Origin of the sequence: Psychrobacter sp. ANT_H56B (assembly GCF_008369245.1) — a bacterium.
Lineage (GTDB): Bacteria > Pseudomonadota > Gammaproteobacteria > Pseudomonadales > Moraxellaceae > Psychrobacter > Psychrobacter cryohalolentis.
In genome coordinates this window covers 409,390-431,099 of record NZ_VOBF01000001.1, presented here as the reverse complement: position 1 = coordinate 431,099, position 21,710 = coordinate 409,390, and the positions used below count along the sequence as shown (strand labels likewise).

16 protein-coding genes are annotated in these 21,710 nt (G+C 41.2%); 8 read left to right on the top strand and 8 right to left on the bottom strand.

Annotated elements, in window-relative coordinates; genetic code table 11:
• Positions 1 to 295: 295 nt before the first annotated feature.
• Entirely contained in the window at positions 296 to 2,242 is a 1,947-nt protein-coding gene (locus FQ082_RS01690; RefSeq protein WP_149491802.1) for an ATP-binding cassette domain-containing protein, read from the bottom strand.
• A 199-nt stretch (positions 2,243 to 2,441) separates the two neighbouring features.
• On the opposite strand from FQ082_RS01690, the gene FQ082_RS01685 reads away from it, so the two are divergent.
• From FQ082_RS01685 to FQ082_RS01675, 3 genes are all read left to right on the top strand, one after another.
• Entirely contained in the window at positions 2,442 to 2,723 is a 282-nt protein-coding gene (locus FQ082_RS01685) for a SlyX family protein (RefSeq protein ID WP_149491801.1), read from the top strand.
• A 219-nt stretch (positions 2,724 to 2,942) separates the two neighbouring features.
• Entirely contained in the window at positions 2,943 to 4,166 is a 1,224-nt protein-coding gene (locus FQ082_RS01680; RefSeq protein WP_011513906.1) for an OmpP1/FadL family transporter, read from the top strand.
• Between the two features lie 367 nt (positions 4,167 to 4,533).
• Positions 4,534 to 5,961 (top strand): outer membrane protein transport protein, encoded by a 1,428-nt coding sequence (locus FQ082_RS01675; protein ID WP_149491800.1) that lies wholly within the window; start codon positions 4,534 to 4,536, stop codon positions 5,959 to 5,961.
• A 413-nt stretch (positions 5,962 to 6,374) separates the two neighbouring features.
• Here FQ082_RS01675 and putP read toward each other — a convergent pair whose 3' ends face one another.
• Positions 6,375 to 7,874 (bottom strand): sodium/proline symporter PutP, encoded by a 1,500-nt coding sequence (gene putP, locus FQ082_RS01670; RefSeq protein WP_011513904.1) that lies wholly within the window; start codon positions 7,872 to 7,874, stop codon positions 6,375 to 6,377.
• A 535-nt stretch (positions 7,875 to 8,409) separates the two neighbouring features.
• Positions 8,410 to 9,282, bottom strand: coding sequence for a LysR family transcriptional regulator (locus FQ082_RS01665; RefSeq protein WP_149409544.1), 873 nt, complete (start codon positions 9,280 to 9,282; stop codon positions 8,410 to 8,412).
• A gap of 308 nt (positions 9,283 to 9,590) precedes the next feature.
• On the opposite strand from FQ082_RS01665, the gene leuC reads away from it, so the two are divergent.
• The 5 genes from leuC (at position 9,591) to FQ082_RS01640 (ending at position 15,445) form a co-directional block, all read left to right on the top strand.
• Positions 9,591 to 11,009: a 3-isopropylmalate dehydratase large subunit gene (gene leuC, locus FQ082_RS01660; RefSeq protein ID WP_020443717.1), complete on the top strand. Its 1,419-nt coding sequence runs from the start codon at positions 9,591 to 9,593 to the stop codon at positions 11,007 to 11,009.
• Positions 11,010 to 11,056: 47 nt separating this feature from the next.
• Entirely contained in the window at positions 11,057 to 11,707 is a 651-nt protein-coding gene (leuD, locus tag FQ082_RS01655) for a 3-isopropylmalate dehydratase small subunit (RefSeq protein WP_149409543.1), read from the top strand.
• Between the two features lie 174 nt (positions 11,708 to 11,881).
• Positions 11,882 to 12,628, top strand: coding sequence for a hypothetical protein (locus FQ082_RS01650; RefSeq protein ID WP_149491799.1), 747 nt, complete (start codon positions 11,882 to 11,884; stop codon positions 12,626 to 12,628).
• 90 nt (positions 12,629 to 12,718) lie between these two features.
• Entirely contained in the window at positions 12,719 to 13,822 is a 1,104-nt protein-coding gene (leuB, locus tag FQ082_RS01645) for a 3-isopropylmalate dehydrogenase (protein ID WP_149491798.1), read from the top strand.
• 447 nt (positions 13,823 to 14,269) lie between these two features.
• Complete coding sequence (locus FQ082_RS01640) at positions 14,270 to 15,445, top strand: L,D-transpeptidase family protein (protein WP_149491797.1); 1,176 nt, start codon at positions 14,270 to 14,272, stop codon at positions 15,443 to 15,445.
• Between the two features lie 183 nt (positions 15,446 to 15,628).
• On the opposite strand, the gene infA is transcribed toward FQ082_RS01640, so the two are convergent.
• The 5 genes from infA to FQ082_RS01615 all read right to left on the bottom strand — a co-directional run bounded on the left by infA (position 15,629) and on the right by FQ082_RS01615 (position 21,617).
• The gene (gene infA / locus FQ082_RS01635; protein WP_010199824.1) at positions 15,629 to 15,850 is read right to left on the bottom strand and encodes a translation initiation factor IF-1; all 222 of its coding nucleotides are present in this window, start codon (positions 15,848 to 15,850) and stop codon (positions 15,629 to 15,631) included.
• Between the two features lie 124 nt (positions 15,851 to 15,974).
• Positions 15,975 to 16,817 (bottom strand): tRNA pseudouridine(38-40) synthase TruA, encoded by an 843-nt coding sequence (truA, locus tag FQ082_RS01630; protein ID WP_188018881.1) that lies wholly within the window; start codon positions 16,815 to 16,817, stop codon positions 15,975 to 15,977.
• Between the two features lie 33 nt (positions 16,818 to 16,850).
• Entirely contained in the window at positions 16,851 to 17,936 is a 1,086-nt protein-coding gene (locus FQ082_RS01625; protein ID WP_149491796.1) for an asparaginase, read from the bottom strand.
• Positions 17,937 to 18,092: 156 nt separating this feature from the next.
• The gene (locus FQ082_RS01620; protein ID WP_149491795.1) at positions 18,093 to 19,760 is read right to left on the bottom strand and encodes a FimV/HubP family polar landmark protein; all 1,668 of its coding nucleotides are present in this window, start codon (positions 19,758 to 19,760) and stop codon (positions 18,093 to 18,095) included.
• Positions 19,761 to 19,811: 51 nt separating this feature from the next.
• A complete protein-coding gene (locus tag FQ082_RS01615) occupies positions 19,812 to 21,617 on the bottom strand; it encodes a FimV family protein (RefSeq protein WP_149491794.1) in 1,806 nt (601 codons plus the stop codon).
• Positions 21,618 to 21,710 lie beyond the last annotated feature (93 nt).

Here is a 21,710-nt window from a genome sequence, read left to right as displayed (position 1 = left end):
ATAAATTATTGTGTTAAAAATAAAGCAACCTTAATAGGGCACGCTTCAGCGTTAAACAAAGTGATCAAGACATAACACCTTAACTATCAATGTTTAATAACAGCTTTATATCAACAAAAATGTTATAGATAATGACCTTATAAATGATAAGGGTATTTGGCAATAGCGAATGATACTTGAAATTACGACAATGTTCACTAACTTTCAGCACATCACTACTTTGTAAGTCGCTGTGACGCTATTATCACCACTTTATATTATAAAATGATGATAAGTACGTGCATAAAGATTTAGATTAGCTCTCAAGCGTATTCCAGCGTTCAAGCTTAATCATCATCTCATCTTCAATGGCAAGCAGTCGCTCACTAGCAGCTGTTGCCGCATCAAAATCTTGATTAAACCAAGTACCGTCGGCTAGCTTTTCTTCTAGCTGCGTTTGTTCCGCTTCTAAAGCAGCAATCTCTTTTGGTAACGCATCAAGCTCACGCTGGTCATTGAAATTAAGCTTTTTAGCAGCAGTATTAGGTTTCGCTACTGCCGCTGATTTATTGGCAGATTTGCTGTTGGCAGTAGTATTACTATTAGAAGATTTAGCTGCTTTAGAAGCTTCTTCGCGATTCTTTTGTACCAAATACTCTTGATAGCCGCCGACATACTCGCTGACGGTCCCTTTACCATCTTCATCAGTATCAAATACCCAAGTAGAAGTGACGACATTGTCCATAAATGAGCGATCATGGCTAATGAGCAAAATCGTACCACCAAAGCTGGCGACTGATTCTTCTAGTAGCTCAAGTGTCGCCATATCTAAGTCATTGGTTGGCTCATCGAGTACGAGGATATTAGCAGGTTTTAATAATTGCTTAGCAAGTAGTACGCGGTTACGCTCACCACCTGATAATGCTTTGACGGGCGTACGGGCACGCTCTGGCGCAAATAAGAAATCTTGCAAATAGCTCATAATGTGTGTTTTACGACCACCGACTTCGACGAAGTCAGAGCCTTCTGAGACGTTTTGCGCCACACTGGCTTCCAAATCTAACTGATCACGCAACTGATCAAAGAAAGCAATTTTTAAGTTAGTACCTAATTCAACGCTACCTGTTTTGATCACATCATCGTCTGACATATCGAGTAGGGCTTTGATAAGCGTGGTTTTACCTGCGCCATTCGGACCGACGATACCGATTTTGTCACCGCGCATGATGGTCGTACTAAAATTGTCGACCAATACATGGTCATCATATTGTAGGTGTAGATTTTTGACTTTGCAGACCAGCTTGCCGCTTTTCTCGCCTTGACCCATGGTAATATTGACATTACCGACTTGCTCACGGCGGTCGCTACGCTCTTCGCGCAACGCTTTTAGCTCACGCACACGACCTTCGTTACGGGTACGGCGTGCTTTGATACCTTGGCGAATCCAAACTTCTTCTTGTGCCAATTTTTTATCAAAATTGGCATTATTCTTCTCTTCAGCTAGTAACTGTAGCTCTTTTAGCTCTTGGTAGCGTGCATAGCCACCTTCACCTTGAGTGACGTCATAGCTGGTCAATTGACCACGGTCAAGCTCAATGATACGAGTCGATAATTTATTTACGAACGCTCTATCATGGGTAACGAACAATAATGTCAGACCTTGCCAATCTAATAAAAAGCGCTCAAGCCACTCAATGCTATCAACGTCCAAATGGTTAGTCGGTTCATCGAGAAGCAGTACATCAGGTTTAGTTACTAACGAGCGTGCTAATAAAACACGGCGCTTACGACCACCAGATAGTGATGATAAGTCATCGTCTGGATCGAGACCCATTGTCGTGATAAGACGTGTTGCTTCGCGCTCTAAATCCCAACCATGTACCGCATCGATATCATGCTGCAAGTCTGCCATACGCTCGCAGGCATCCATGTCACCATTGGCACATAAATCAGTTTGCGCATTATAGTTAATCAGCAGCTCGGCAGTGCGTTTGCTGCCACCCATAACGATATCTAAAATTCTACCGCTGGTTTCAGGTACATCCTGCTCGAGCATAGCGACGCGTACACTATTATTAATAATAACTTCGCCGCTATCAGGCAACAATGTGCCATTAATCAGTTTAAATAAGGTGGATTTGCCTTCGCCATTGCGACCAATTAAACACACGCGCTCGCCTGAATCGATAGCAAAGTCAATACCATCAAGGACAGGAGCGACGCCAAAGGCTAAGTGAATATCTTTTAAATGTATCAGTGCCATAGAGTATCTTAAGCTTATATAATAGTGAGGTAGGGGTTGTTGCAAAATTTGCAGCAGTATAACATGCTGCCACGTAACTGTAGCGTGCGTAAATGGATTTATCAGCACGATTTTATGACGGTTAATTTATCAAGCAATGTAGAACATCTTATCAAGGCTTTAGCCATCGTTAGCCATAGCATCTAGTATTGAGAAAAATATGAATGAAGCAAATCCAAAAAATAACAGTGTATTCAATCCGCATACCGACAGCTTAGCCACACAAGCTGATTTACAATTACAGTTAGTTGAACTGCAGATGAATATGTCTCATCTTGAGTTGACCGTAGAACGCCTTGACGACGTCATTACTCGTCAAGACAAACATATCCAAACGCTACAACGACAATTACAATTTATTTATAAACAAGTTGAAAGCCAAGATGAAGAAGCAGGCGTGGCACCTTTTGACGTTATGGCAGACAGACCACCCCATTATTAACCATAATATGCCATACATAAACAGCGACTAACTGAATTATTTTGAATGAATTTATATATGTATTTTCGGATAAATATACTGTGCAGTGACTATCCAGTCATATTAGAGAAATAATGTTGTTTTAGTGTACTAAAAACATTAGTATCCTTCACCTTAAGTACCGTCTACCTAACAAAGTTCGGGATAGCGGTAAACAACGTGGATGTTTGGAGATACACAATGGGCGCAAATTTTAATCTTAAAACCCTCACGGTAGCTATTGCTACTCTTTCTATTGCTAGTGTTGCGAGTGCGGCAGGTCTTGATCGTTCAGGTCAAGATATCACAGCGTTTTTACAAAATGGTGTATATGCTGAAGCGGTTTATACCTATATTGATGGCGATGTCACTGGCAAAGATTCGTCAGGTAAAGAGATTGATGATATTGCTGAGTCTTATGACTTTTTTCGTTATGGTGTAAAAGCGGATATCAACGATACTTTTAGTGTTGGTGTTTTATATGACGAGCCTTTTGGTGCAGCAGCTGACTATAGTGGTAAGAATGACTTTGTAGATCAAAATCCTCTTTCACCTAGAAATGGTGAAGGTACCAATGTTGAAGTTCGTACTGAAAGCATCACTGGCATTGTTGGCGCAAAACTTGGCGAAAATAAGAACTTCCAGGTATATGGTGGTCCAGTAGCTCAACGTGTGAAAGCCAATGTGAAATTGCGTGGAACTGCTTATAGTATCGCTAATGGTTATAGCACCAATATCAGTGCTGATCAGGACTATGGCTGGTTAGCTGGTGTCGCTTACAGTAAGCCTGAAATTGCCTTACAAGCTGCTCTAACGTATCGTTCAGAAATTGAGCATAATACACAGGCTGCAGAAATCTATCCTTTCGCTCAGAGAGTTGGTCTTTCGCCAAATAGAATCGATAATATTGAGATCACTACCCCTGAATCAGTGAATTTTGATTTCCAAACGGGTATTAATCCTACGATGCTAGCTACAGCAAAAGTACGCTGGGTACCATGGAGTGATTTTGCGATTACACCATCATTATACAATGAGACTAGCCAAAAATTAGCAGGTCAGCCTGGTATTCCTCCTGAAGGTTTAGATTTGGTTAGCTATGATAAAGACCAGTGGCAGGTTGAATTAGGTCTTGCTAAACGTCTAACGCCAGTATTAGCAGTGACCGGTACGGTTGGCTGGGACAGTGGTGCTGGCAATCCAGTTACGTCACTAGGTCCTATTGAAGGTTACTATAGCGCTGGTCTTGGTGCAAAGTATAATTTGACCGACAACTGGGCTATTTCTGCTGGTGGTAAATACCTGTGGTTTGGTGATGCCCAAGGTCAGATACCTAGTAAAACTGTTGTCAGTAACTTTGAAGATAATGATGGCTTTGCTCTTGGTGTAAAATTATCTTATCAAGCCAAGCAAAATTTTAACTAAGCGCTTATGCCTTTACTTTAAATAATACTGTTTTAACAATTTTAAAAGCGATCCTTAAGGGGTCGTTTTTTTATGTATTAAATTAAAAATCTAGAATTACTAACTATTAGATTTAAGTTTGCTAAAATTACAATTTATGAGTTACTTTATGAATATTTGTTCTGTATTTTTGTTCGTTTGCTTTAGGTCTAGATAAATGTACTGAACAGTCATTATTAAGAAATAAAGTGTTTTAAGTGTTGTTTTAGTGTCAAAAAGTGATTACTATTCATTCAGGACGTCGTTTACATAAGTTTATATTTTAAGCAACAATGCTGAATATGAGTTATGAAGATGATTTAACAACTAGGATGTTTGGAGATACCCAATGCGCGCTACTTTTCATTTAAAAACTCTTGCTGTAGCGATAGCTACTCTTTCTATAGCCAGTATGTCTAATGCTGCAGGTCTTGATCGTTCAGGTCAAGATATTACAGCATTCCTACAAGATGGCACCTATGCTGAGGCGGTCTATACCTACATCGACGCAGACGTTAGTGGTTTCGACAGTGCTAACAATGTCCCTACAAGCAATACCTATGTTAAAGGTAATGCCACTGGTGATATTGCTGAGTCTTACGACTTCTTTCGTTATGGCGTAAAAGCGGACATCAATGACACTTTTAGTGTTGGTATCTTATATGACGAGCCATTTGGTGCTTCTGCCAAATACGAAGGTGATAATAATTTTGTATCTAAAGGTGATCAAAACGCTTCTATTATAGAATTAAGCGGTGGGAAAGTAACAGCTGCAACTATAGGACCTGCGATTGTAGCAGCAACTGCTGCAGCTCAAAATCCACTGGCTACTCCGGAGCAAAGAGCTGCAGCTGTTGAGACTATAAAAAGTCTTAAAACAGTAGGTGCTATTGCAAGCGCTGAAGCGGCTAACAAAGGTGAAGGAACTAATGTCGAAGTTCGTAGCGAAAGTATTACTGCTATTCTTGGCGCAAAGTTCGGTGCCAGTAAAGAGTTTCAAGTCTACGGTGGTCCAGTAGCACAGCGTGTACAAGCAGACGTTAAATTACGTGGTCTTGCTTATGGTCCAGCGACTGGATATACCTCACATATTAGCCCAGATCAAGATTATGGATGGTTAGCTGGTGTATCGTACAGCAAGCCTGAAATCGCTTTAAAAGCTGCTCTCACATATCGCTCTGAAATTGATCATAGTATGAATATTTATGAGAAATATCCTTTAGCACCAGCTATTGGTGCTACTGATACACCTCCACGTTCTATTCCAGATACTCAAGTTGCTAACATGGAATTAACCACACCACAATCAGTAAACTTTGATTTCCAAACTGGTCTTAATCCTACTACATTAGCGACGGCCAAAGTACGCTGGGTACCGTGGAGTGATTTTGCCATTACTCCTCCTTTATATAATGAAGTTAGTAAAGGTAGATATGGTCCTAATGGACTAGATTTGGTTGAATATGAAGATGATCAATGGCAGGTAGAGCTTGGTCTTGCTAAACGCATTGCCCCAGCTTTAGCCATTAGTGGTACAGTTGGTTGGGATAGTGGCGCTGGTGATCCAACGACTTCATTAGGTCCAATTGATGGTTATTACAGTGTTGGTCTAGGTGCTAAGTATAACCTTACAGAGAACTGGGCAGTATCAGCAGGTGGTAAATACTTATGGTTTGGTGATGCTCAAGGTCAACTACCTACAGATAAGATCGTTGGTGACTTCCAAGACAACGATGGTTATGTGGCTGGTGTAAAAATATCTTATCAAGCTAAATAAAACACTATTATAGACAAATAGGTTAGACATGAGAAAGCGATCCATTAAGGGTCGCTTTCTTATATATATGAATCGAGGAAAAACCTAATAGCTATAGAAATAGATAGAAACGGTACGTTAATATTGAGATTTGAATGCTATTTATATAAAGATTTACTACTTGCTATTATTAGGTAGTATAGAGATTTGCAAGAAGTAGCCTAGTGATACTGCATCTATTTAAAAATAAATAGGTAGTAACTTTCAGAGTAATAGACGTAGAGGGCTACTAACTACCTTTTTATCACGCAAATTGATGATATAGAGGCAGTTAGCATTGAAATAACCCAGTGATATTTAATCAAACAATAAAAAACCTCGTTACTATAACAGTAGCGAGGTTTTCTAATTTAACAGCAGTAATTAAAAAGTGCTTATTGATCTAAGTTCATTTCCATTTCTTTAAACTTCGCTGAGACTGAGGCTTTTGGACCACCTGTCATAATACTTACAGCAAAGATGGCAATAGTACTTAAGATAAAGCCTGGAACGATAGCGTATAACCAGCTATTTAGTGCCATACCATTCATCTGGAAAGGACCATAGATCCATAAGATGACAGTTAATGCACCAACGACCATACCAGCAACCGCACCGTTTCGGTTCATACCGCGCCAGATAAGACTGAAAATAACCAACGGTCCAAATGCCGCACCAAATCCTGCCCAAGCGTTAGAGACCAAACTTAATACAGAGCTTTCAGGATTAGAAGCCAGCAAAATAGCAACGACGGCGACCACGATAACTGAAAGACGACCGACCATTACTTGGCGGGCTTCTGGTGCATCTCTATCAAAAAACAGCTTATACACATCTTTGGTTAGTGAGCTTGATACGACCAATAGCTGTGATGAGATTGTACTCATGATCGCGGCTAAAATAGCGGCTAACAAGAAGCCTGAAACTAATGGCGTGAATAAGAACTGGGTGAATACTAAGAAGATAGTTTCAGGATCATCTAAAGTCATTGCTGTTTTTTGTACATAGGCACGACCTGCAAAACCAGTCATCAATGCACCAATTAGACTTACAATCATCCAGCTCATACCAATGTTACGTGCCGTTGGTATATCTTTGACTGAGCGAATAGCCATAAAGCGTACAATAATATGCGGCTGCCCAAAGTACCCCAAACCCCAAGCCATTAACGAGACAATACCAAGGATCGTCATACCACTGGTGACATTAAGTAAGCTTGGATCGATGTTCCTGACCGCCTCAGTTGTGGCTGAAATTCCGCCAAGATCAGTAAAGGCTACAACAGGTACGATAACCATCGCAAATAGCATGATAATGCCCTGTACAAAGTCAGTCATTGACACTGCTAAAAAGCCGCCAAATAGAGTATAGGCGACAACCACACCAGCAGTCACCCACAAACCTGTGGTATAAGATAAGTTGAGTGAGCTTTCAAACAGTTTACCACCACCAACTAAGCTAGCTGCTGTATAAACAGTAAAGAATAAAATAATTACAACTGCTGAGATAACACGCAGCATATGCGACTTATCTTCGAATCGATTTGCAAAATAGTCAGGTAATGTGATGGCATTATCTGCAATCTCAGTGTAAACACGTAAGCGCGGTGCCACGATGATATAGTTTAAAAATGCACCCAATGTCAAACCGAGGGCAATCCAGATACTCACGACGCCATCGGCATACATATAACCCGGTAAACCAAGTAATAGCCAACCGGACATGTCTGATGCGCCAGCGGATAAAGCGGTTACCGCAGGACCGAGACTACGACCACCAAGCATATAGCCTTCGGTATCATTGGCTTGCTTAAAATAAGCATAAACCCCAATCCCGATCATCACTAAGAAATAGGCGCCAAGTGATATCAGCACGCCACTAGAAACTCCGTTCATATAAATAGTCCTTAACCAACGTTGTTGGCTGTCATTATTTTTAACGAGAAAAATTAAGTCTTGCAAGACGATGTTTAGAAACAATATCTAAAGACAAAAAAAGCCATTAAGTAGGACATAATGGCTTTTATTCAATATCTTCCGTTAGTTTTATATGATTGATGCTGTTTTAGGACAATACTTATCAAACAATGTGTATAGAAAAGGGCAAATATACTTATGTGTTGCTATGTTAAATGCCATCATCTCTTTACTACTTGCCAAATATTAATCGCTTATATAACCAATCATTTAAAACCATTAAACCTACTGTTTACTATCATATATTACTAGAGATGTTCAATATATGATTATCAGTGCCAGTTGGGTAAAATTATGTTATAAAAAACGTCAGAGGCATTATAACGTATGAGCGTCATAAATGCTAACTCAGTATCTTTCAGCAAGTAATGTTTTAGAAAGTTATTTTATCTTAGCTATCCAACCACACTAGACTAGGAGTTTTTATTGAATGACCTGTTATTTAATAGCAACGTTATTCAATGGGTGCTAGCAAATCTAATAGTGCCGTTACACTGTTTGATTGAGTCAGTTTTGGGTTGATTACCACGCCTAAATGACGCTGTAATTCGATATTATTTGCCATATCAATACGCTCTAAGTCTTGGCTAATCATCGTTTGCGGCAATACTGACCAACCAAGTCCTACAGACACTAGCATCCGAATAGATTCAAGTGGGTTGGTGCTCATGGTGGCATAAGGCTTTAGATTGTGTTTGGCAAATTCAGCCAAGGTAATTTGACTGGTAAAGGTATTGGCAGATGGCAAGATAGCAGGGTAACGTGCCAATTGCTCTAGTGTCACATTAGACTTACTGGCCAAAGGTGATAAGGTACCAGTCATAAAGTAAAGTGGATCTGACCATAAGGTATGATAGGTTAAACGCTTGTCATAGACTGGTGGCAGGGTCAAAAAGGCTAGAGATAAGTCACCATCAAGTACCGCTTTATGTGCGGTTTCTGAATCGACGAAATGTACCTCTAGCTGTACGGCAGGATAGGCTTGGATAAAATGCTTAAGAACAGGGGCGAGATGGTGTAAGCCTATATGATGGCTAGTACCAATGACAAGTTTGCCGGATACAATATGCTTAGAGTGCTGCAGATTGATTTTAAAGTTTTCGTAGTCTTCAAGCCATCGTTTGGCATGAGGTAACATCTCACTGGCGGCTTGAGTTGGAACAATACCACGACCCACCGTATCAAATAACGTGATATTAAACTCATCTTCTAAGTTTTTGATGCGTTTACTGACCGCAGGCTGAGTAATAAAAAGCTTTTCTGCTGCACCCGAAATACTACCTGTATTCATCACAGTCACGAATGTCGTCAAATTTGTGGTATTCACACCGATGTCCTTAGCTACATAACGAGCTATAAATAAAAGTTGGCTGACCCAATCACAATGTATTAGAAATAAAAGTTTGCAACTATGAAAGAATCATCAATTATTATTATAGGATTAGCCTGCTATAATCACAAGACATCGAAACGTATTTTAGACATATTTATTGTATTTACTTGATAATCTGCGCCATAAATCTTATTTTAGGCATCAATTATCGCAACCATTAGTAAGTAACAGATAAAAACCTGGCAAACTACGGGTTTAATAAATGAAAAATATAGTCATTAGCCACTAAAAAGGATAGCAATATGGCCGGTCAAACGTTATATGACAAACTTTGGAATGCTCACGAAGTCACCAAGCGTGATGATGGTTCGAGCCTGATTTATATCGACCGCCATTTGCTGCATGAAGTGACAAGTCCGCAAGCATTTGAGGGTTTGGAATTGGCTAATAGAGCACCGTGGCGTCTGTCGGCTAATATTGCAAGCCCTGACCATAATGTACCGACAGTCACTAAAGAGCGCTCAGAAGGTGTAGCAGGTATCAAGGATAAGGTCTCGCGCTTACAAGTACTGACCTTAGATGAAAACTGCAGCAAATTTGATATCGCTGAGTTTACGATTAATGATGCTCGTCAAGGGATCTTGCATGTCGTCGGTCCTGAGCAAGGCTTGGTATTGCCTGGTATGACAGTTGTTTGCGGCGACTCGCATACTGCCACGCACGGAGCACTTGGCTGTTTGGCGCATGGTATAGGCACCTCTGAGGTTGAGCACGTATTGGCAACCCAGTGTTTGATTCAAAAAAAATCAAAGAATATGCAAATCCGCGTCACGGGTGAGCTTGGCGCTGGCGTAACCTCAAAAGATGTGGTGCTTGCTATCATTGCAAAAATCGGTACTGCTGGCGGAACAGGGCATGCGATTGAATTTGCTGGTCAAGTATTTGAAGACATGAGCATGGAAGGTCGTATGACCGTCTGTAATATGGCGATTGAAGCGGGCGCACGCGTGGGTATGGTTGCAGTCGATGATACGACGATTGACTATGTTAAAGGTCGTCCATATGCGCCGAACGAGTCACAATGGCAGCAAGCAGAAGCTTACTGGCGTACTTTTTACTCAGATGATGACGCTGTGTTTGATAGCGTGATTGAGATTGATGGTAGCCAAATTGCACCGCAAGTATCTTGGGGAACCTCGCCTGAGATGGTGGTCGATATCACCCAGTCAGTGCCAACGCCTGATCAAGCGATTGATGAAGCACAAGAGGAAGGATGGTTACGTGCTTATACCTATATGGGTTTGGAGGCGGGTCAAAAAATTACCGATATTCAGCTGGACCGTATCTTTATTGGCTCTTGTACCAACTCACGTATCGAAGATTTACGTGATGCCGCCGCCGTGATCAAAGGTCGTAAAGTGGCTGATACTATTAAAGAAGCCATCGTCGTTGCGGGCTCTGGGCAAGTTAAATTACAAGCAGAAGCAGAAGGCCTAGATGCTTTGTTTACGGATGCAGGCTTTGAATGGCGTGAGCCTGGCTGCTCGATGTGCCTTGCGATGAATGCTGATAAGCTTGAACCACAAGAGCATTGCGCCTCGACATCCAATCGCAACTTTGAAGGTCGACAAGGCAATGGTGGTCGTACTCATCTGGTCAGTCCAGCAATGGCAGCGGCAGCAGCATTGGCAGGTCACTTTGTGGATGTGCGAACTTTTTAGTTATTACGCGTCATTTAATAATAAGCACAATATTGATAGGAAATACTATGCAAGCTTATAACACTCAAACCGGTATCGTTTGTCCGCTCGATCGCGCAAACGTTGATACCGACCAGATTATCGCCAAACAGTTTTTAAAGTCTATTAAGCGTACCGGTTTCGGCGTCAATTTATTTGATGACTGGCGTTATCTAGATGAAGGGTATCCGGGACAAGACAATAGCACACGTGTTATCAATCCTGACTTTATTTTAAATAAACCACGCTATCAAGGTGCTACTATTTTGCTAGCCCGCCGAAACTTTGGCTGCGGATCAAGCCGTGAACATGCTCCTTGGGCGCTTTCAGAGTATGGCTTTCGTACAGTCATCGCCCCAAGCTTTGCCGATATTTTTTATAACAACTGTTTTAAAAATGGCATGCTACCGATTGTATTGGATGAAGAAATCGTTGATACCTTAATGAAAGCCACGTTTGCCAACGAAGGCTATGAGCTGACTGCAGATCTTGAGCGTCAGGTGGTCATCACCCCAACTGGCGAAGAGTATGCGTTTGAAGTCGATGACTTCCGTAAGCATTGCCTATTAAATGGTCTTGATGATATCGGACTGACTTTGCAGCAAAGCGATGCTATTAAAGAATACGAGCAAAAAATGATGCAAAAAACTCCTTGGATATTTAATGAAGTCAGAGCCTAGTGTTTAATCATGAAATAAAACCGCTAATGGCAAACGATTAATAATGGATATGAATCGCCATAAAAACGAGCTTAGCGCTAATACAGCGTTGAGTTATGGCGACTAAGTGGCTAAAATGAACGGTAATCTATTCTTATATTATATATTTCCATCTGATAAATAGTAGCCACCATTATGAATAAAATACGTTTTGCGGTATGGACAAGTACGGCTATTGCCATAACCTTATTATCTGGTTGTCAGGCGTTGACAGGCTATCAACAGATAGATAAAGCAGAAAGCGCAAAGGTATGGACGGGTACTATTAAGCCCATCGCTGGCGAGGTAAATATTGCCTGTGTCGGCACCTACCACTGTGAGATTGTAAAGATAGATCGCACGATGGTGATATCGCCTGAAAATCATAAACCTGTGAATGCCACCATGGTGGTTGCGATGAATGCTGCGAGCCAAAATAATAAAACTCGTACAGGAAGTAAGCATTCTCAAGCTGCTATGACGATGGATATGACGCCGCTTATTCATAATAATGCCATTAAGATTGTGCCATTATCAGCGTCTGCTATGCCAAATCTTATTAACTATTATGCTCGGGTCAAACCCGCTAAACGTGAAGTGCACGTTAATTTTTATCCAGAAAATAATCTAGGCTATGTCGAGCGTTTTGCTATGATTCATGACTTTGCTGGCCCGGGCACTTATCAGCTGCGTGCTTATCAAAAAAAGTCTGGCCAGAGCTCCGGTAGCTTGTTAGATACAGCATCGCCAGAGCCTTTATGTGTTGAGCTTTATCAAGGCAATACCGTGCAGCGCCGCTTTTGCAAGCAGATTGGCACTGAGCATCAAGGAGAGTTTGTAGAAGCCAGTATCGTTAAGGCGGCATCAGTGCCATTAAAAGTAAAGGTAAAAGCCAAAGTATAATTATTAAAAGCCTGTCGTTATTAGCTACAAACAAAAGCAAGTATAAAATAAGTTATAGAAATATAAATTTACTCAACCTCAAGGACCAGTATGGCAACGATTTTAACATTAGCGGGTGATGGTATTGGCCCTGAAATCATGACTCAGGCCATTGATGTGCTGAACGCTGTCAATGATAAGTTTGCGTTAGGTTTGACCCTTGAGTCTGGATTGATCGGCGGTGTAGCAGTTGATGCAACAGGTGAACCCTTGCCAGAAGAGACGCTACAACGTGCACGCGCAGCAGATGCAGTGTTATTAGGTGCAGTTGGCGGTCCTAAGTGGGATGGTATCGAACGTAGTAAACGTCCTGAGCGCGGTTTGCTAAAAATCCGTAGTGAGCTTGGTTTGTTTGCCAATCTGCGTGTAGCCAAACTTTATCCTCAGCTTGTGAATGCTTCAAGCATTAAACCTGAGATTATCTCGGGTCTAGATTTGCTGATCGTGCGTGAACTGACTGGTGGTATTTATTTTGGTGAGCCGCGCGGTATTCGTACACTAGAAAATGGTGAGCAGCAAGGCTATAACACTATGGTGTATAGCACCAGCGAAATCAATCGTATCGGCAAAGTTGCTTTTGAATTGGCGCAAACACGCGCGCAAGCAGCAGGAACCGCTGCCAAAGTCTGCTCTATCGACAAAGCCAATGTATTGGAAGTTACTGAGCTTTGGAAACAGACGATGATTGAATTACAGCAGTCAGAGTATAGCGATGTGGCGTTATCTCATATGTATGCTGACAATGCTTGTATGCAGCTGATTAAAGACCCCAAACAATTCGATGTTATGGTCACTGGCAATCTGTTTGGTGATATCTTATCTGATGAAGCAGCGATGCTGACGGGTTCTATTGGCATGCTGCCATCAGCCAGCCTTGATGAAGCGGGCAAAGGCATGTATGAGCCTTGTCATGGTTCAGCGCCTGATATCGCAGGACAAGATATAGCCAATCCACTAGCGACCATTTTATCGGTCGCTATGATGTTACGTTATACTTTTAAACAAGAAGCAGCAGCACAAGCGATTGAACAAGCGGTCAGTGATGTGCTTGATGATGGTTTACGTACGGTCGATATCTTGGATCGTAATGAAGCTGGACTTATACAAGTCGGTTGTCAGCAAATGGGACAAGCCGTATTAGCAAAATTGATTTAATAGAGATTACTTTATCCTAATCTAAACTTTTTGAAAATTTATAATGAAAACCCATAATTTGCTAAGCAAGTTGTGGGTTTTTTACTGTTCGCTTTTAGAGAAGATAAGCATTCGCTAATGTTAACGTCTTTAAACAGAAAGCTGCATAAAAGCATTTGTTTTAACACAGATACTGCAGTCTAATGCGCTTATTAACACAATGCTGTTATATGCTCACATGGGAATATGTCACCATAGCTTATCTATAACTGGTTTAGATAAATCAATATCTACTGGCTCAATCCACATTGTAAAATCAGTCCTATATTAGTCACAGGATTTTTGACATGTACATATGGTATGTTGAACTAATTATATAATCCTAATTGGGCATTAATGGTAATAATTTTATAATTACTTATAAGTTGTTTGTAATAAAAAATATAACTTAACAAATTGGAGTAATACATGTATCAATTGACCAAAATCAGCACGGCAATCGCAGCGCTTGGTCTATCGACCATTTTATTTATGGGGCAAAGTATTGCAGTAACGAGCGATGTCAAAAATGACACGGTCGAAGGAAGTGCAAAAGGTACTGCCACTAAGAGCACAGAGTCCAATAGTACAAATCAAGTAACTAGTAATAACAACGATGTCAGCCCAGTAACCAATGGCGTAAGTCAAAAAGTTGCTGGTAAAAGTAAGACAGCAGTATCGTTGAATAAGTATTTACCGACTATAAAATATACCACTGAAAATCTACCAATGGAGGCGCAAAAGGTAAATAGTGCTACTTGGAAACAAGGTATGAAGAGAAATCGTGATACTACCACTAAGCTGCAAGCTCTATTAAACTGGCATCAAAACGGTGTTGGTGCAGTTGATGGCTATTGGGGAAAGAACTCTCGTAAGGCAATGCAGGCTTTTCAGCTGGCAAATGGGTTGGCAGTGACCGATACATTAAATATTGAGACGTGGCAGGCGTTGACCAAGAATGATAAGCTTATGGCACAACCGGTATTGGTTAACTATCAGCTCACTGATGCAGATATCAATATAAAAACCACGGTTATTCCAGCAGGAGCAGAAGCCAAAGCCAAGCTTGAAGGGATGTACTATGAAACTGTCATTGAAGGTTTGGCGGAAAAGTTTCATATCAGTGAAAGTTATCTTAAGGCGCTCAATCCTAATGCTAAATTTGCAATAGGCGAAACCATTACTGTCTACAATCCAGGCAATCCTAATATCAAACCTGTTAGTCGAGTGGTTGCTGATAAGACTACCGAAACATTGTATGCATATGATGATAAAGGTATCTTGGTTGCCAGCTATCCAACCACAGTAGGAAGTACAGCGACACCATCACCAACAGGTACGCATACAGTTGCAGTTAAGGTACACGAGCCTAATTATACTTATACAGCAGAGAACGGCAGCAAGTCTATTTTGCCACCCGGTCCTAACAACCCTGTAGGTTCAGTATGGATTGGACTTAGTAAGCCGTCTTATGGGATTCATGGTTCGCCTGATCCTGCTCGTATCAGTCGTCAGGCATCAGCGGGGTGTATACGTCTAACCAATTGGGATGCGCTTGCATTACTTGGGGTGATACAAAGTGGTGCAACTGTTGAATTTAAATAACGGCTAAATTTTAGACAAAAAAATACCGCTGATATCTAGCGGTATTTTTTATGGTAAAAACCATATTAACTTACTAAAATATGATAGGCAATAATGAGTAGGTTAGCAGTATCATTATTATTATCAGTTAAACCACTCAAGCATTATACATATGCTCTTATAACTATCTTAGTAGATAAGAATTTAGTTTTTACCACGGTAAGTAATGCGACCTTTAGACAAATCATAAGGTGTCATCTCAACCTTAACTTTATCACCAGTCAAAATTCGGATGTAATGCTTACGCATCTTACCTGAGATGTGCGCAATAATTTCGTGTCCGTTTTCTAAACGAACTTTAAACAAAGTATTTGGAAGGGTGTCAATGACTTCGCCTTCAAATTCAATAATCTCGTCTTTTGCCATAATTTGTATCATCAATCAATTTAAAATAAGCCCATATTATACGTAAGTTAGCAGATTAAAGCAATACGGAACCTGATTTTTACTTGACAGCCTGTAAGTGATATGTATGCCAGATTATATGAATTTAATCGGGAAGGTTGAGCCAAATAGGCGTGAGCGGCGCATCGGGCAGTAAGTTTTGAAAATGCTCAGGATAATAGGCATTAATGAAATACAAGCCATCACCTGAAGCAGTTGGTGGTGCTATTGTCCGATCTTTTTTCGCCAAAATATTTAAGAAGTCAGCCGGTTCTAACTCGTGTCTGCCGATTGCATATAACGTCCCCATCAGGTTTCGCACCATATGGTGCAAAAATCCATCAGCTTGAATATCGAAGACGATAAACTGACCATGAGTAAAAAGATTGGCATGGCTAATATGGCGCACGGGCTGATTAGATTGACAAGCGGCAGCACGGTAGCTACTAAAATCATGTGTACCAACGATATCAGATGCTGCAAGCTGCATGGCTTTTAGGTCAAGCGGCTCGTGAATATGTGTCACTTGATGGTTGAGGATGGCAGGTCGCTGAGTTTGATTGAGAGTAATGTAACGATAACGACGAGCAATTGCGGCAAAACGCGCATGAAAGTCAGCAGGCATCGGCTGAACCCAGCGTAAAGCGATATCATCAGGCAAAAGACTATTTACACCACGCAGCCAATTGTGCGAGGGTCGATAAGCATGAGTAACAAAATGGGCAATCATATTGCCAGCATGAACACTTGAGTCTGTGCGCCCTGCAGCAATCACTTCTACTGGTTCATTGGCAACAGTACTAATGGCGGTCTCTAACGCTTCTTGTACGCCAAGTACCTCTCTTTGGCGTTGCCAACCATGATAGTGAGTGCCCAAAAATTCAATAGCAATGGCTAAGGTATAAATTGGGCGCTTTGCTTCGTTGTTTTCAGTTATGGACATGGTCATTTTGGAACTTATACAGAGTTTGTGAGTGATAGTTTAACGTTTTTTGATACTGGTGGCCGTTTGCTGGACGTTATTTAACCAGCGTTGTCGACGCCGTGCTGGGCTGTCGTGGCGCAGTAACAACCATAGCAAGCGTGAATAAATGGCTGGAATGGTTAAACGACCACCTGCAATCACTTGATGATCGTATTGCCAACTGCCCGCAGCATAAGTGTCGCTCACACCACCAAACGGCGATTGGCTAGCGCATACGACCATATGACCTTTTTCATAAGCCAGTTGCAAGGCTTCTGCCAACTCTACTGAGTAAGGGACGTTGCCAGCGCCATAGCCTAATAAAATAATGCCACAAGGCGGCTGTGATAATAAGGCGCGCAGCTGTTGGTTTAATGCGTCGGTTGCATTGGGCAAGCAGTACAACGCATGAACGTAAGCGTGCTCGGCACGAACTGCAATATCAGCACTAATATCTTGTTGGTCATCAAGCCAGTGCTGCCGACGAGTATCTGGTAAGCTTTTGACATAACTATTGGCAGGATAAGCCGCTCTAGAGTGACCAGTAAATGCCATAAAGTCATGGCTATGTATTTTTTGCACCGTTTGCGCTGGCCATGATTCGCCGCCGAAGGCAATCTTCACCCCAGATTCACCTGCACTTGCTAGCTTTAACGAGTCAGTAAGGTTGTTCCAAGCATCACTCTGTGCATCTACTTTATAAGAGTGCAGTTCCTCACTATCTAGCAGCGGACGCATACTACCGGTAACGACAATACAAATATCGCTACCTGCAAAGGCTTCTGCTAAGAACGCTCCCAAATAACTGAGTGTATCTGTGCCCGTAATTAACGCAAAACGTCTACTGCCTTGTTGATATGCCGACAGTAAAAGCTGGTAAAAATGCACAAAATCACTGGGTGTAAACTGACTGCTGTCTTTAATCAGAGTATTGTGAAGCCAAGCAATGGGCGATAGATTAAGCGCATTATCCGATTCTGCCAGTAGTTGCTGCAAAGTTGGCAAAAAAACCTCTGCTGATAGTGGTGCTAATGGACGACCATAACTCCCAAAAGTGCCGCCAGCATAAATAAGTTGGATAGGTGCAGAGATTGTATTTGTCATAGATGGGTGCACTGTATTGGTTTTAAATTGCATAGACGATAGAGCAGAATTATTGAAAGAGAAATCATTGCCAGAGAAGAGATAGAAAAAGCACCATTATTCTAAATTCAGCGAGTATTCTAAGTGGCTAGAATACTCGCTATCACACCAGTCATTTCAAGCAGTGCGATCAAGCAATCGTTGTGCTTGCTGCTGCTGTTCACTATTGCCTTTAGCAATGACTTCATTGAGTAAGCGTTTGGCACTATCGTATTCGCCAAGTTGCACGTATTGACCTGCTAAATCTAGTGTGACTTGATTGCTGTCTAAGGATTTAACAAAATCAAAATCTGCTGCGAACCGTGACGAAAAATCTTCAGTACTGCTAGTGTCAGCTGCAGGAGCTATATCAATAGCATTGTCGAGATGAGTATTGGCATATTCGCTATCAACTTCAACTGGCGTGCTTGCTGTTGTAGACTCTGATAAAGATAAAGAATTAAAGTCAAAATCATCGTCTATTACCGTATCGTCATCGAACATCAGAGTAGTAGGGGCACTGCTAGAAGCGTCGGACTCATTTTTTATGATATCTATTTCTTCAGCGCTTGCATCTTCAATATTTGCATCTTCAATACTGATATCTTCGAAACTAAAATCTTCAAAATTATCTTCGACAATAGAATGCTGAATTTCTATTTGATCTGGCGTCTCATTCGACACATCATCACTGTGTAAAGATAAGGTCAGATGGTCATCATCTAAATAAGTTGTCTCTGTTGTGACAGGCGCATTATTGATAACGTTATTGGTATCGGCGTCACTGTCTAACTCTAAGACAAAGTCATCTTCTAATGATAGCTCATTTAAGCTGCTGTTAAAACTATCATCGGTAGCGTCATCGGTAGCGTCATCGGTGGGAGCCTCTGTAGATGCAAGACTGTGCTCAGATAATTCAAAATCAAAATCAAAATCGTTGTCAGTACTAGGACTATTATCAGTGTCCATAACCACAGTTGCAGGCGCAAAAATATCTTCATCTGCTACATCAAGCGTGGTGACAGATGCCGAGTTATTACTAGTATGGACAGGTTTATTAGTGCCATCTTCTAAATCACTCAGACTAAGATCAAACGCTTGCTCAATATCATCGAAATTATTATCATCAAAAGCATTCGAAGCTACTGAGGTTTCATTAGTAGCCTCTGACAAGTCATTTTTGTATTCAACATTTTGAACCGTATTAGTATCAAGGATGGGACTGTTGCTGCTCGCTTTATTGGTCGGTAGATCAAAATCTAAACTTTCAAATCCAGCGTTTTGATTATTATTTGCTAATATACTTTTTTCAAATTCAGCGCTTTGACTATTATCTGCTGACAATGCTCGCTTATCGACTTGGTTTTTTTCTTCAGTCAGCAAAGCTTTTAACTCATCAGCTTGTGCGATACTTTTGTCATCATTATTTACTTTGATAGCATCATAGACTTTATTAAAATTCTCAGACTCATCTATCGTTGCATATACCGCAAGGAGCTTGAGAGATAATTGGCTATCATTTGGCTTTTCGCTTAAGCCGCGATTGAGCGTTTCAATCGCTTTATCATAGCGCTGTTGGTCCATAAAACGTTGAGCAATCTCAATATGATCAAACTTTTTCTCATGATTGATAGCTGTTTGAGTAGGCGTACTTCTAGAAGTAGCATGCTTCGATAAGGGCTCAATTTTGCCAGTATTTGTACTCAAATGCTCTGATGGCTTTTGCGCTTTGTTTTTGCGCATGACCAAGACCGCAACGAGTAAAATAACCACCAATCCGGCGATGATATATAGCATATTGTCCATAGTTACTCCCACGCCTACGATCAGAGCTGCTTGCATTGATCTGTTAGGCAGTTATTGATTGCGTAATTTTTTGAGACGAGCTTGCAGCTCAGCCAGTTTTTGATTTTGTAATTGTAATTTGCGAGTATAGCTCTCAAGCGTACCACTAGTTTTTGATAACTGCTGCGCTTGTGAAGCGGTACTTTGTCTTGATGATTTAAGCAGGCTTAACACTTCCATGCTAAGTCCGTTACCTGTTGCCATGCCTGCTTTGGTTTTAGTGCCATCTGCGCTGCCTTCATGACCGGGAGCAAGGACAGAAAACTGCGCCTTTGGTAAAATTTGAGTCTTAGTGGTCGCCGGCTTTTCAGTATGTTTTGTTGCTTGCGTATTGTCACCTTTGGACATAGGATTTGATGCAGTTGGTTTTTTTGCGACAGGTGTATTGGCGCCTCTATATTGCCTTTGAGCACTGATAGCAGCTTCAAGTTTTTGCTGGGAAGGTAGCGCATCATAATTAGGTAAACTCAACTGTGCATCTGCTTTTAATTGATTGGCGTTTCTATTGATAAAAGCGTCAGGATTTTGCGTCTGAATTTCTTTCATAACGGTTTGAACGTCGATATTGTTCTTCTCTGCGATTTGCTGTGCAATCACCCACAAGTTGTCGTTACGCTGCACGGTATAATTGATCTCGCTACTAGCTGACTTATCTGATACTTGGCTTGAAGTGTTTTTTGCTGCGGCCGACGTTTTAGGCGTCACTGCTTTCTGCCAAACATTCGAGTTAGGGGGAATATTGTTGAGTGGGGCTGTAGCGACCATATTATTACTATCATTTGGGATAATAGCTTTATTTTTATTGGTGAAAGCTGCTTCATTCGGCGTCAGGGTTTTGAGCGCCATAGGACTAGCAACCATCATATCTGTATTGTTTTGACTCTTCGGCTGTATCTGACGAGTAATTTGTATATTTAAAATATCGAACTGTTTATCAATCTCGCTAGTAGCAGAAAGCGTACTATTTGATGAAACGGTTAAAGCTGTATTATTGTCATTATTTGCGCCCGCCATGACACTATCGTTTTTTATATCAATAGGATTATTTAATCGACCGTTTTCTAAACGGCTAGGCGCATAGGTTGTGATATTGCTTTGTGTCGTTGTTGCAACTGCTGTTGGTAAGCCAGAGGGTATAGCTGTTGCTTGAAGGCTTGGTATTTGTGAGCTTGACGCTTGGATACTTGGCGTTTGAATAACAGGTACTCGTATATTCGGCGATTGAACATTGCGCTCGGGTAATGTTGCAGCGTTCAGTGTGGGTTTCGATGAACCAGATGATAATAAAGGTGGCGGTGCACCATTTCTAACCGTCAATGGCTGCGCGTTAGTTGTAGAAACCACGGGTAAATTAGGCTTTTTTGCGCCTGTTACGATATTTTTAGAAGTCGCAATCGGCAAGCTATCATTAAGCGGCATCAGTAATGTTTTTGGGATAACATTACGCTGATTGCCGTCATTAATTGCTAGAACCACATCGGCAAAGGGTTTGGACATAGGCTTGGTGGTGGTAATAAAAACTTGACCACTTGTAGCTGAAGTCGGATGAAAGCGTACGATCATGGAATCAGTTGGGGTTAGACCCATTTGCTGATAAATGGCAGAATTTGCCAAACTGGCTGAAAAGTCAGTGTTTTCAATATCAGTGACCATAATACTGGCAACTAAAGGTTCGTGCTGAGCTGAAATAACAACTGTTTTGCCGATAGTCGCTGCTTGGGCGCTAGATACTAAGGCTGCATAACTTATTGAATAAAACAATGCCATCGATACTGCGCGATGTATGCTAGTCAAGCGGTAAGATAAATGACAAGACATATGCAGCCCTTTGGAGTAAAAGTTGTCTGTGTTGTTATAACAAAATACTGTTTAGTTTACCAGTTTATTCCACTGCTGTTGTGACCAATAGTT